Annotated in this window: 11 protein-coding genes and 1 pseudogene; 6 read left to right on the top strand and 6 right to left on the bottom strand. The window is 56.7% G+C overall.

Annotated elements, in window-relative coordinates:
• The 3 genes and pseudogenes from MR825_RS06325 to MR825_RS06315 form a co-directional block, all read right to left on the bottom strand.
• A pseudogene (locus MR825_RS06325) lies at positions 1-269 on the bottom strand (ABC transporter permease); the annotation flags it as partial.
• Positions 262-993 (bottom strand): ABC transporter ATP-binding protein, encoded by a 732-nt coding sequence (locus tag MR825_RS06320; RefSeq protein ID WP_287879596.1) that lies wholly within the window; start codon positions 991-993, stop codon positions 262-264. The pseudogene MR825_RS06325 and the gene MR825_RS06320, both read right to left, overlap by 8 nt.
• Positions 994-1,128: 135 nt before the next feature.
• On the bottom strand, positions 1,129-1,776 hold the full coding sequence (locus MR825_RS06315) for a TetR/AcrR family transcriptional regulator (protein ID WP_016405445.1): 648 nt from the start codon (positions 1,774-1,776) through the stop codon (positions 1,129-1,131).
• 319 nt (positions 1,777-2,095) lie between these two features.
• Between MR825_RS06315 and MR825_RS06310 the strand changes: the two genes are divergently transcribed.
• From MR825_RS06310 to MR825_RS06295, 4 genes are all read left to right on the top strand, one after another.
• The gene (locus MR825_RS06310) at positions 2,096-2,425 is read left to right on the top strand and encodes a plasmid mobilization protein (RefSeq protein WP_287879589.1); all 330 of its coding nucleotides are present in this window, start codon (positions 2,096-2,098) and stop codon (positions 2,423-2,425) included.
• Positions 2,426-2,940: 515 nt separating this feature from the next.
• Complete coding sequence (locus MR825_RS06305) at positions 2,941-4,497, top strand: recombinase family protein (protein ID WP_287879586.1); 1,557 nt, start codon at positions 2,941-2,943, stop codon at positions 4,495-4,497.
• Between the two features lie 64 nt (positions 4,498-4,561).
• Positions 4,562-4,948 (top strand): BlaI/MecI/CopY family transcriptional regulator, encoded by a 387-nt coding sequence (locus MR825_RS06300; RefSeq protein WP_186909040.1) that lies wholly within the window; start codon positions 4,562-4,564, stop codon positions 4,946-4,948.
• Positions 4,945-7,917 (top strand): M56 family metallopeptidase, encoded by a 2,973-nt coding sequence (locus MR825_RS06295; protein ID WP_287879583.1) that lies wholly within the window; start codon positions 4,945-4,947, stop codon positions 7,915-7,917. The genes MR825_RS06300 and MR825_RS06295 overlap by 4 nt, the downstream gene beginning before the upstream one ends.
• Before the next feature lie 201 nt (positions 7,918-8,118).
• Here MR825_RS06295 and MR825_RS14465 read toward each other — a convergent pair whose 3' ends face one another.
• The 3 genes from MR825_RS14465 to MR825_RS06280 form a co-directional block, all read right to left on the bottom strand.
• Positions 8,119-8,517 (bottom strand): DUF6061 family protein, encoded by a 399-nt coding sequence (locus MR825_RS14465; protein ID WP_256413653.1) that lies wholly within the window; start codon positions 8,515-8,517, stop codon positions 8,119-8,121.
• 218 nt (positions 8,518-8,735) lie between these two features.
• Positions 8,736-9,164 (bottom strand): hypothetical protein, encoded by a 429-nt coding sequence (locus tag MR825_RS06285; protein WP_186909038.1) that lies wholly within the window; start codon positions 9,162-9,164, stop codon positions 8,736-8,738.
• A 42-nt stretch (positions 9,165-9,206) separates the two neighbouring features.
• On the bottom strand, positions 9,207-9,800 hold the full coding sequence (locus MR825_RS06280) for a TetR/AcrR family transcriptional regulator (RefSeq protein ID WP_186909037.1): 594 nt from the start codon (positions 9,798-9,800) through the stop codon (positions 9,207-9,209).
• A 100-nt stretch (positions 9,801-9,900) separates the two neighbouring features.
• On the opposite strand from MR825_RS06280, the gene MR825_RS06275 reads away from it, so the two are divergent.
• Both MR825_RS06275 and MR825_RS06270 read left to right on the top strand, forming a co-directional pair.
• Positions 9,901-11,319, top strand: a complete 1,419-nt coding sequence (locus tag MR825_RS06275) for an MATE family efflux transporter (RefSeq protein ID WP_186909036.1) — start codon at positions 9,901-9,903, stop codon at positions 11,317-11,319.
• A gap of 68 nt (positions 11,320-11,387) precedes the next feature.
• Positions 11,388-12,983, top strand: a complete 1,596-nt coding sequence (locus tag MR825_RS06270; RefSeq protein ID WP_287879578.1) for an ASKHA domain-containing protein — start codon at positions 11,388-11,390, stop codon at positions 12,981-12,983.
• Positions 12,984-13,132 lie beyond the last annotated feature (149 nt).

The following is a 13,132-nucleotide window of genomic DNA, read 5'->3' as shown; positions in this document are numbered from 1 at the left end:
GCCCGTTTCCCGCTGTATTCCTCCACCACAAAGCGGGAGGCCATGACTGCCGACAGAATCGAAAAAATCGCCATACAGACCAAACACGTTATCCCCATCAGGAAGGGATACTGGGAGAACAATTCCGCATCCGGCTCCGTGGGGTCCATATAGGGGATGGCGGCCATTAGGTACTGGAAGCCCAGCATAGTCACTCCACAAATCAGGGTTGCAATATGATAGGGGCGAAGACGATTTCGTTTTAATTCCAATACAATCAGTTTATGCATGGTCAGCACCTCCCTGGATAAGTGAAATAAAATAGTCCTCCATATCGGAAGAATGTTGTTTCCAGATGCCCGTCATTTCCGCTTCTCGCATGATAGTTCCATCCACAATGACACCCACACGATCCGCGATCTGCTCGATCTCCGACAGAAGGTGACTGGACATCAGAATGGTCATTCCTTCCTCCTGCACCAAGCGGCGAAACAAAATACGCATCTCCTTCATTCCCACAGGGTCCAGACCGTTGACCGGTTCATCCAGAATCAATACTTCGGGCCGATGGATGATGGCCCGCGCAATGGCCAAACGCTGCCGCATACCCAGGGAGAAGGTAGACACCGGCTGACTCCCTGTACCGGGCAGCCCCACACGGCAGAGCGTTGGTTCCACATCGGTATCCTCGATTCCCATGTAAGCCAAATGGAGGTGTAGATTATCCGCAGCCGACAGATGCTCATAAAATATCGGCGTTTCAATCAGACTTCCGGTGCGTCGAAGGATTGCCTCGTTATCCCGCACACTGTCCAGTCCCAGCACACTGGCGGTTCCGGCAGAGGGTTTTAACAACCCCAGCAACAGTTTGAGCACAGTTGTTTTTCCTGCTCCGTTGCGCCCCAGGAAACCGTAAATGCTGCCCCGCTCCACGAAAAAGGTACAGTTCCGGATTACTTCTTTTCCCAAAAAGGTTTTTGTCAGGTTGCTTGCAGAGATTACAATTTGGTTCATGTCATGCTCCTTTCATACCTTCAAGCGGTATGTATTCTGGTAAAAAATTTGCCGCAGTGATTGACTGCGGTATTTACACTATAATACCTTCCGAATGAATGTATATATCCAAAATAAAATTGCCGCGAGGCAATTTTATTTCAGGTCGGGGATTTGCTCAAAAAACTCGTCCACCAGTCGCTGAATGGTATCGTCAAATAGAGGCACGCCCATCTTCTCCATCATCGCCCCGATAAAGGAGAATTTCCGCCGCATCTCCTCTTTGGTAGCCGGAAACACAGATGGCAGCAGCCACAGGCTGGTGAGCAGCGGCAGCAGCTCAGCAATCTCCTTGGCATACTCTGTGTGGATGGAACCGTCCCGGTTCCCCTCCTCGATGAGTTCCAGAAAATACGGGGTAAGAATCCGGCGGTTGGCATCGATCATTCCGACCAATACTCTGGGATTGTGATTCATCGGAATGGACTGTGCTGTCATATTGGTACGGGCTGTATCTGCCTGATTCAGCCGGACTACTTCACGCAACTTTTGGAGCCCGTTCAGATCGGTGCGACCTTTCACTGCCTCGAAGGGGTTATTTTCAAAAAACATACGGTCACTCACCGCATCCATGATTTCCTCTTTGGACTTGAAGTGATGGTACACCGCACCTTTCGTAAGGCCGCCCAGCTCGTTCACGATGTCCTGGATTGTGGTGTTCTCGTAGCCCTTCTCCAAAAAGAGGCGTTGAGCTACATCCAAAATCCGCTCCTCGGTGACTTCCGGGTATTTGTTCCGCGCCATCCGCCGCTCTCCTTCCAAAACATTCTCTAAGTATGTATTTATTATACGGATGATGGTGCGCCCTGTCAAGATACATTCTTATAGTATCTAAGACGTGAACGGCCATTTGACGAGGGTGAATGTGTAGTAATAGCGGAAGAAGGTACGGGAAAGAGAGATGACAGCAAGCACAGCAAGCGAGTACCCGCTTGCGATTTTTGGCTTTAGGGAACCCTCCCCCTAAACCCGAAAAATGCTTGTACCCTCGCAGGTTTTGCTCGCTGGGGCTGATCCTTTAGAACATCCCAAACCTTGATACGAAAAGAGGTAAGATACTACAATGGGAGACAGGAAACGGAATATCCAGGTGAAATTCTATGTGACCGCCGAGGAAAAGGAACTGATTGTACAAAAGATGACACAGCTCCAGACAAAGCGGATCGGCGCCTACCTGCGGAAGATGGCAATAGACGGATATATCATCTATGTGGACACCAGTGACATCAAGGAGATGAACAAACTCCTGTCCGCTATTGGCCGGAATATCAACCGGATCGCCAAGCGAGTCAACGCCGGAAGCCCTACCTATCAAGCCGACATGGAGGAAATTCAGGAAAGGCTGAATCAGATATGGCAGCTACAAAGACGCATCTTGTTGAGTCAGCCATAAAAGTAGGCTCTCTTGAAAAGTGTTGAAAATGGTCTTTTTCTTCCTGTAAAATCGCAGCAAAGCTCGCAGGTGGGAAATCACACGGGGCACTCTCTGAAATGCTGTTACAGGCAAATTATTCAGTCTTTTTCCACCCTAATTCCTACATTTTCGGGAAATGATCAAAGTGATACTTGATAAGAGGCAAAACGCAGTTAATTTTCCTCCCACACCTGTTCCTGTCCTATCCCATCCAATCCTTTCTTTCGCTGAAGCGGATAGGATAGGATTTGATTCTTCCGCATTTAATATATCTTTATTTTATTATTTAGTACTTAATTGTGCGGGATTTTCCTGTTCAGGGGTTCCCAAGACTGGAAAAACCAAGACTGGATTTTCCCGTTTAGGTGGCAGCCGTGCGATTCCCATCGAAAGTCGTTGCTAAACACATGGAACAAAGTTTAGGCGCTTTGTCAGTTCGCTGATAAAATCCCGTTTGGTATAATCAAATTAGAACCAGGAAAGGCGGTGTTTCCATGAATATCGTCATCTATGCCCGCTATTCCAGTCACAGCCAGACGGAGCAGTCCATCGAGGGACAGCTCCAGACCTGTTATGAGTTTGCCAAGCACAACGGACATATCGTGATTGGAGAGTACATCGATCGGGCGCAGAGCGGCACCACGGACAGCCGGGCCGAGTTCCAACGGATGATTGCCGATAGTGACAAGCACATCTTTGAAGGTGTTCTTGTCTATCAGTTAGACCGCTTCGCCCGCAACCGTTATGACAGTGCCATCAACAAAGCCAAACTGAAGAAGAATGGTGTCAGGGTCATCTCCGCTAGGGAAAACATCAGCGACGATGCCAGCGGCATTTTGATTGAAGGGGTTTTGGAAAGTATGGCTGAATACTACTCGGCGGAACTTTCCCAAAAAATTCGCCGGGGTATGGACATCAATGCAGAAAAGTGCCTGAGCAATGGGAGCAATCCTGGCCTGGGTTACTATGTGGACGAGGAGCGCCGCTTTCACATTGATCCGGAGGGAGCCGCCATTGTCCGGGAGATTTTCGAGATGTATGCTAGCGGAAAGACCGTGGCCGAAATTACCAAGTACCTCAACGCCAAGCAGGTCAAGACCTCGTTAGGAAAAGAGTTCAACAAGAACAGCCTGCACCGTCTTTTGCGAAACAAGCGGTATATCGGCTATTACATCTACAAGGACACGGAAACGCCGGGCGGTATGCCCCGCATTATCGAGGACGAGTTGTTTGAGCGGGTGCAGCACATTTTAGACCGCAACAAAAAAGCCCCTGCCCGTTCCAGGGGCAGGGAGGAATATCTACTGACCACCAAGCTGTTCTGCGGCTACTGCCGGGAGATGATGACCGGCTATGGAGGCACGGGAAAATCCGGCAAGGCGTACCACTACTACGCCTGCAACAATTTCAAACGCCGCAAATGCAAAAAGAAAGTGGTCAACAAGGAGAAGATCGAAAACCGGATCGTACAGGAGTGCTGCAAGCTACTGACCGACAGCAACATTGAGCGGATCGCCTCCGCCGTGGCGGATGTCTGCAAAGCAGAGCAGGACACTTCCGCTATCAAACGGATCAAATCGGCCATTCAGGAAGCTGATACTGCCATCGAAAATCTTTGGAAGGCTTTGGAACGTGGGCGGGCAGTGGACATGATAACCGAGCGAATCGAGAAACACAAGCAGGAAAAGGACGAATTACAAGGCTTGCTTGCTATGGAGATGGGCAAGCAAGTCGTCCTTACTGTGCCTCAGGTCAGGGCGTTTTTGTATGCGCTCAAGAAAGGCGATCTAAATAATGAAAGCACCCGACGGGGGATCATCAACATTTTTCTCCAGGCGGTCTACCTTTACGATGACCGGATGACTCTGATTTTCAACGGTGGAGAGCAGCCTATTACTCTGGATGATGTCCTGCTGGATGAGATAGAGGACCACCTTGAAAGTGCAGTATCTTATCACGAAAAGTGTTCATCGTTGGTTGCGGACGCTCCACCAAAGTCCGTGAAATCACATGATTTCACGGACTTTTTCTATAGCCTAATTTCCTCTTGACATTCTTTTATACGTGCGTATAATTTAGATTAAACTTATACAAGCGTATAAAGGGGTTGGTGGTATGGCAGCGGAAATCAAACGCCTGGGAGATGCGGAATTGGAGATCATGCAGGCGGTCTGGGGGGCCGGAGAAGCGGTCAATTCTGCCTACATTCAGGCCGCACTGGCCGGAAAGCGCAATTGGTCCTCGGGGGCGCTGGGCACCGCCCTCAACCGTCTGTGTGAAAAGGGCTTTCTGGCCTGTGAAAAGCGGGGCTGGAATAATTTTTATACCCCGCTGGTCCGTCAGTCCGACTACCGCCAGCGGGAGGGGCGCACCCTCCTGGAAAAGCTCTATGGAAATTCCGTGACGGGCCTTGTCGCCTCCCTAGTGGAGGGACAGGCCGTCAGTGAGCAGGACCTTCGGGAGTTGCGCGAAATGCTGGAACACTGGGGGGGAACGCCATGAGCGACCTGTTGTTTCTCAATCTCCTGCGCACCTCCCTGATCGTGGGGGCTCTGACTCTGATCTTGACCCTTCTGTCCCCTTTCTGGGATCGGCGGTTCTCAGCCAGATGGAAAAAGCGTCTCTGGTATTTGCTCTCCCTGGTGCTGCTGGCGGGTATTTTCTTTCCCATTCCGGGGGGGAGGGCCCCCATTGTGGTCGCGCTCCCGGAGCAAACGATCCAGGTGGTCCACAGGCAGAGCGGGATACCCAGGGTACAGGCGGCCACGCCTGAAACGGTTGCCCCCCATGCGCCCGGCCATCCCGGCGGCGGTGAAGCGCCGCTGATGGATGCGCCCACCTCTCCGGCTCCCGCAGCCCAAACCTCCGTCCCGTTGCTTCACGTGCTCAAGGTCGTTTGGCTGCTGGGCGCGGCGGGTATGCTCACACATCAACTCATAAAAGAGCGGCACTTTCAGCACAGGCTGCGCCGCTGGGCGAAGCCTGTGGAATGTGGGCGGCTTGCGGAGACATATCGTGCGACCTGTGGGGAGCGGGGCTGTGTCAGACCGCCCCGCCTCTTTCTGTATGCGGACGCCGGGGGCCCCATGCTGGCGGGACCATTCCATCCCAGGCTGCTCCTTCCGGATGCTGATTTAACGGAAGACGACGCCCTCTGGATTTTCCGCCACGAGCTGACCCACTGGAGCAATCACGACCTGCTGTGGAAGGTTTTGCTGCTGGCGGCCCATATCCTCCACTGGTTCAACCCGGCCGTCTGGCTGCTGCGGCGCATGGCGGGGCAGGACATGGAGCGCGCCTGTGACGAGCAGGTTCTGGCCCATGCCGCTTTGGAAGATCGGCGGTTCTATGGGATTGTTTTGCTGAACGTACTGCAAAAGTGCCGCGGCTCGGCCCTCTCCACCGGCTTTTCCGGAGGGAAACGGGTGCTGGCGGAGCGGTTGGAGGGTATCATGTCCCCCGGGAAGGGCCGGGGCGCTCTCCCCGCCATTCTCTGTATGCTCGCCGCAGTCTGCGCGATTACCCTGGTGGCCTGCACCGTGACATCCCCGGCCCGACAGGAACCATCTGCGTCCCATGCCGGTGAATCTACCGTCGCGGCAACCCTCCCCCTCACGGATCTGTCCTCCTATGCCCCTCCCCCCGGCATGGAGCCCGACCTCGTCCCCACGAATGCCATGGGGGAGGTGCTGTTGGAACAGACCTTACCGGATGGGACGGAGATCGTCCTGTACCGGGAGCCGGGCAGTGCGTACACAAAATACTGGGCGCTCCGGCAGGGCGATTCCCTGCTGCGGTTCTGCATGGAGGAGAGCGCATACGGCGGCGGAAGCTGCGCGGTAGAGGCGTATGCAGACCTGTTTGGGCATAGCGGCTTTCGCATCGAGGTTCCCCGGGGGGCGGGCTATCAGGCCTTCGACTATTTCTACCTGGACGAAGAGGGCGTACCCCGCCTTCTGGCCGACTGCGCCAATTTGGTGGTGGAACACGACCTGAACGGAGATGGGGAGAAGGAGCTGCTCTACTTCTACCACGGCACTGGAGAGGCCGTTTACTATTTTGGACGAAACGGAACTATTTACAAGGCCGACGTGACCGGGTTGCTGCGGGAGCGCTTCCCGGATTGGACGATAGAGGGTATGGACCCGGAGCACTGGGATAACGGCTGTCTCCCGCTGATCTATCGCGTAGGGGCGGCTGAGGACACGGGCGAGTACGGCCCGGAGAAAATACTGCTTTCCGCTCTGCTGTGCTTTACCCCGGATGCAATCGAAGTGCTGATCCCGGAGGCTCAGGCACCCCTGGACAATCAGTCGGAGTGGGCCGGGCGCTATTATACCCTTTTGGACGGCGTACCCGTCGCCCGCTATGCCGGGGAGACAGGCTGGACGCCGCTGGGGCCTGCCGTGGCTCCGCCCCGCGAGTGGGAGTACGAGGACTTAGCGGGGCGGGATACGGCCACTACCCTATTCGGGGAACCCGGTATTTCCATGCAGATGGTGGACGCGCAAAACGGATGGCTGGCGGCGACTTACGGCCACGGCGTGGGCGGCGCGGACACCTACGTTTACCGCACCCACGACGGGGGCGGAACTTGGACGGAGACAGGACAACTCCTACAGGCGGCATGGTGGCCCAGCAAAACCGCGTTCTTTGATAACGAGCACGCCATCATCTCCATCGGACGTTTCAACGGTTCTCCCGTCCTGATCACCCATGACGGCGGCGAAACCTGGAACCGGGCCGACCTCCCGTTTTACGGCGACACCTGGGAAGTGTGGGATATCCGGCGTCTGGGAACCCAGATTGTTATGACGGCCACCGTGTTCGGCGATGCATACACTGGTGATGAGACCTTGATCTCCTACGACTGGGGCAAAACCTGGCTGCTGGATCGGGGGGAGTACCAGGTGGGGCTGCGGCAAAACCGCGATGGCATGGAGGCCTATGTGCGGCAGGGCGGCGCGGAAACCGCCGTGGAGCCGATACCGGATTGGGACGCCGCTTTTCCCCGCCCTGTAGAGCTGCGCTCCTTTGAGAATATCATGGGCTGGAACGGCTTCCTGCTTTCCAACCACACCATGACGGGTACAACGACACACACCTATTATATCGTGGAGGACCATGATATCGTACAAATCGCCGACAGCTTCGGCTTTCAGCGGGACGACCACTTTGTGGATTTGGATGGGGACGGCGTGCGGGAGCTGATCTGCAACGTGGCCTACAACATCGGCGGCACAGGGGATGTAATGATTTACCGCAGGAGCGGGGATGCCGTGGAGGTGGCCGGTGTGAATCATTTGATTGATCCGCCGCAGAGCCCGATGATGCGCATGCCCAGTAAGCGCTATGACGAGAGCACTGGAGCAATTGTTGCGGACTATCATTACTATGACACGCCGGAAAAAGACTATACCAGGGCGTTCTCTTTGCAGTACGATGCGCTTGCGTTTTCTCCCTATGAATAGAGCGCAAATCCGATACCCGATATTTTCTGTGCTCTCGCTCAGCACCCGACCGCTGGTCAGGTCCCTTTCAAATCCGCCATGATAGATGCAGACGGTTAGATCCACCTGTCCACGCATCTCGCTCAGTGCTGCCGCCCTTTGTTATCCTAAAAAGCAACTATCAACCAGCCACGGCCCTTTGGGGAGGAAAGGGGGAATTTTCTATGACTTGCACAGAAGTCCGCTTGGCTGACTGTATTTTTCATCAGTCTCACTTTCCCGTTGATTATGGTGGACGCTTATCTCGGTCTTGGGCCGGGCAGCCTGCTGATCCGGGGTTCTATGGGGGCCGTTGCATTCCTGCTGATTTACGCTGCTGTCCTGTATTTCCTCAACAACCATATTGAGATAAGTTCCTGATTTGCCGTTCCGTATACGATCAGCATACGCCAACGGGGCATTGTAAATCAGATAATCCCGCTTTGACCGCTGATACATATTGTCATAAACCTCGTTCTCCATGGCGATAGTATCAATCGCAATCATGCTGTCATCAAGAAATTTCAGTTCCACACAGGCGGTGTCCATATCGAGCACACAAGACATCAGGTATTTCACCATATTTACCTTCAAAATCGAAAAATATAGTCAAAACCTCCGGCTAAGTCGGAGGTTTTGACTTCCTAACCCCGTCTGTCAGATGCCATAATCGTAATTTTTCGGATTACTTCCTTATGCGCACCCGTGTAATGGTGTGGTCGTTTTTATGGCTCCCCGGCGGATTTGCATGCACAGGCGAAGCAAATCCGCCGGCCGGTTCTCCCGGACAATCGGTCATGCTATAAGAATTTCTTCATTTGCTCGATATTGGCTTCCTCGGTACGAAGCAGCTTGGATGCCAGGTCCCGTACCCGCTCGTCCTTTCCGGGATAATCGTTCAGGTTGCGAAGGCTTTGGGTCATCCCCATCGTGTTGCCCTGGATCATCATTTCCGCAATTTTTGACGCGGATGGGTCTGCCATTAGCTTCATCGCCGACATCGCGGCGGAAGACGCCTTTGCCACGGGGTTGGTTTCCTTTGGCTTTTCGTCCCGTTCCAAGAGCATTTTTCCGGACGCGCCGGCCAGCTTTTCATATTCCACCAGCTGCTGCTCCAGGGCCTGACGAAGCCTGTCGTCCTTGGCATAGTTCAGCACGGACTGGATCCCCTCGCGGCCCATATTGGTAGACTGGTGGATGGACTGAAGCAGTTCAGATTCTGTCAGCATGGGATATCACCTCAAAAGCAGTATCCCACCGGCCGGTCCTGATTATACGCCGCCGCGCCGCTCCACTTCTTCCCGGTATTCCCTTCTTCCCGTTTCCGTCAGCATGGGCCAGATCAGGCTCCAAAAGCAGGGCAGCCGCTCCCCATCCGGCTCCCCCATCGCCGTGCCAAAGAGGCTGACGGTCACCAAAGCCTGAATCAGATGCCGGGTTTGTCCCGGAACGGTATCTTCCATCATCCTTCCATGGGACTTGAAGCCCCGAAACGTCTCGCCGTAAAATTCATATTGATCGCGGATGATGCCCCGCTGCATCTCGTATACCTTCGGCGAGATCTGCGCCAGCTGCGTATAGTGACGGAAATAGTAGGCATTTCCCTTCTGAAAGGCCAGCTTTCGCCGGAAGTGTCCGTCCAGCTCCGCCAGACTGGCGGCCGGGGCCTTCTTTTGATAGCCCTCCAGCTGCCGGAGCGCCACAGCCTCCAGCAGATCCTCTTTCCGTTTGAAATAGTAGGTCAGATTTCCCACGCTGATCCCCAGCGCTCCGGCGATATCCCGCATGGACACTCCGTTGTAGCCCTGCTCGTTAAAGAGTTTCCGGGCCGTCTCCAGGATATCCGTTTTTACGTCTTTTTTCATGCGCTTCCTCATTTCTGATCCGTTCCGGTATTGACAGTTTAGCACTATCGTACTAAACTGTCAATCAGACGACCATCGGTCCGAAAGCGAGGAGAAATGCATGCAGCCGGAACCCCTCCAAACGTCCGCCAATCCCCTTGGCACCGCTCCCATCGGAAAGCTCCTGCCCAAATTCGCCATCCCCTCGGTCATCGCCTTTCTGGTCTCCTCCCTGTATAACATTGTAGATCAGATCTTTATCGGGCAGGGGGTCGGCCTTCTGGGCAATGCCGCCACCAATGTGGCCTTTCCCTTCAACAACATCTCCACTGCGATCGCCCTGCTCATGAGCATTGGTACCGCGGCCAATTTCAATCTGAATCTCGGCGCCGGTCATAAGGACCGCGCCCGCGAGGTGGCGGGCACGGGCCTGGTGGTTCTGGCTTTCCTGGGCGTCTGTCTGGGCGCGGTCGCCTTCCTGTTCCGCCGTCCCCTGCTGCTGGCCTTCGGCGCTACGCCGGATGTGCTTCCCTACGCCCTCACCTATACCCGCATCACCGCCTTCGGCCTGCCGCTGCTCACCTTTACCACCGGATGCAGCAATTTGATCCGCGCCGACGGCAGCCCCACCTATTCCATGCTCTGTACCCTGTCCGGCGCGGTCCTCAACACCATGTTGGACCCTTTGTTCATCTTCGGCTTTGACCTGGGGATCGGCGGCGGCGCGCTGGCCACGGTGCTGGGTCAGGCACTTTCCATGGGGATGGCGCTGGTCTACCTGCTGCGTACCCGTCTGCGTACCGTGGTGCTCACCCGCGGCGACCTGCGGCCCAGGCTCCATTGGCTGGGGGCGATCTTTTCCCTTGGCATGGCCTCCTTTTTCAACCAGTTGGCCATGGTGGCCGTGCAGATCGTAATGAACAATACGCTGACCTACTACGGCGCTCTGTCGCAGTATGGCCAGGACATCCCCCTGGCCTGCGTGGGCGTGGTCACCAAGGTGAATATGCTCATCATGGGCTTTACCATCGGCATCTCCCAGGGCTGCCAGCCCATCTTCAGCTTTAATTACGGCGCACGCAATTATCCCCGGGTCAAAGAGGCCTATCGCAAGGCCGTGACTGCGGCCACCCTTATCTGCAGCATCGCTTTTGTGTGCTTTCAGCTCTTTCCACGGCAGATCATCGGTATTTTCGGCACCGGGTCAAACGCGTATTTTCACTTTGCGGAACGCTATTTCCGTATTTTTCTCTTTATGACCTTCGCCAATGCGTTCCAGCCCATCAGCACCAATTTTTTTACTTCCATCGGCAAGGCCAAGCGCGGTATCTTGATCTCTCTTACCCGCCAGGTCCTCTTTCTCATCCCTCTGGTCCTGATCTTCCCCCTCTTTATGGGGATCGATGGCGTCATGTACGCCGGCCCCATCTCCGACGCCGCCGCAGTGGCGGTGGCCATCACCATGGTGCTGCGTGAAATGCGGCGGATGCCGGAGCAGGGGGCGCCCATACCGGGTACAGGCGGCGTTGACGGATCCTAAGCGCGGCGCTATAATCAAGGAGCAGCCGGACGCCGGCTGCTCTATTTTACCGTTTCAGGAGGCGACTCATGCCTGTTATTACCGTACATGGGCCGGACGGGACCCATACGATCGAAGGCCGGTCCGGCGAAACGCTGCTCAGCGCCCTTCAGCGGGCCGGCCTGCGGGAACCGGAGGCCCCCTGCGGCGGCAACGGGACCTGCGGGAAGTGTCTGGCCGCCGTCTCCGGCGCGGTGACGCCGGCCGATGCGCAGGAGCGCGCGCTGCTCCCGGCCGGCGGCGAGCGCCGTCTGGCCTGCCGTACCCGGCTGACCGGCGATTGTTCCGTGACCCTGGACGCGCTCCGGCAGGCCTGCGTCGTCTGCGAGGGCGCTTCCCGCCCCGTCTCCCTGCAGCCCTGGGTCGCCGTTCCGGAGTGCGGCGGGCTGGGCGCGGCGGTCGATATCGGAACCACCACGGTGGTGGTCACGCTCTACGATCTGACCACCGGTGCGCTGCTGGGAACAGAGGGCGGCATGAACCGCCAGCGGGTCTTCGGCGCCGACGTGATTTCCCGCATCCAGTATGCCAATACCGCTCCAGACGGTCTGGCCCGGATGACCAGCGCCATTCGGGAGCAGGTCTCCCAAGCGGTGTGCGCCCTGTGCGGCCGCGCCGGACGCAGCACTGGGGAGGTACTGGCCGTAACGGCGGTGGGCAACACCATCATGGAGCATCTGTTCGCCGGGCGCTCCCCCGCCTCCATCGCCGCAGCCCCCTTTACGCCGCAGGACCGGTTTGGCGCAGTGTGCTCCCCGGGGGATGGTTTCTTCCCGGCGTTTCCCCAGGCACAGGTCTATCTCGCTCCCGCGGTCGCGGGCTATGTGGGCGGCGACATTACGGCCGGATTGTACGCATCAGGGGCCTGGCTGGCCGAGCGAGCGGTACTGTTTCTGGATATCGGCACCAACGGGGAGATGGCGCTGGGCACAAAGGACGGCTTCACGACCTGCGCCACTGCCGCGGGCCCCGCCTTTGAGGGCGCGGAGATCTCCCGGGGCATGTCCGGGGTGACGGGAGCCGTGGACCGGGTCTGGCTGGACGGCGGCGCGCCCCGCTTTTCCGTCATTGGCGGCGGCGCGCCCGCGGGGATCTGCGGCTCCGGCCTGGTGGACGCCCTGGCGGTACTGCTGCGGATGGGCGCGGTGGACGGGACCGGCCGGCTGCTGCCCCCGGACGAAGCGCCCGCGGGCCTGGAAGAATGGCTGGAGGAGGATGCACGCGGCGTTACCTTCTGGCTGGACCGGACGCACGATATCGGCGTTACAGAAGCGGATGTGCGCAAGCTCCAGCTGGCCAAGGCCGCCATCGCCGCCGGTATTCGTACTCTGCTGGAGCATACGCAGCAAACCATGCAGGCGGTTTCCGTGCTCTATCTGGCCGGAGGCTTCGGCAGCCGGATCGACAAGGAAAACGCCGGCGCCATCGGCCTTCTGCCTCCGGAGCTGGTGGCACGGACCCGCTGCGTGGGCAACAGCGCCAGCGCAGGCGCGGCGGCCGCGCTTCTGTCCCGGCAGGCCCGGGACGAGCTGACGGCCATCCGGGACAAATGCCGCTACCTGGAACTCTCCACCGAAGCGGCCTTTACCAGGCATTATGTGGACTGCATGCTGTTTGAACCATAAGACTCAGGGCGGGGGAGCAAAGCTCCCCCGCCCTGAGCTTGTCGAAAAAGGCCTCTGGCCTTTTTCGACAGAGGGATGCATGACGGACAGGGCTCGATTCTGGCAGAAAAGTCGCCCTGTCCGTCATGAGAGGTGTCATTTCCGACGCG

Origin of the sequence: Lawsonibacter sp., from assembly GCF_022777125.1 — a bacterium.
Taxonomy (GTDB): Bacteria; Bacillota; Clostridia; order Oscillospirales; family Oscillospiraceae; genus Lawsonibacter_A; species Lawsonibacter_A hominis.
This window is presented reverse-complemented; position numbering and strand designations above follow the sequence as displayed.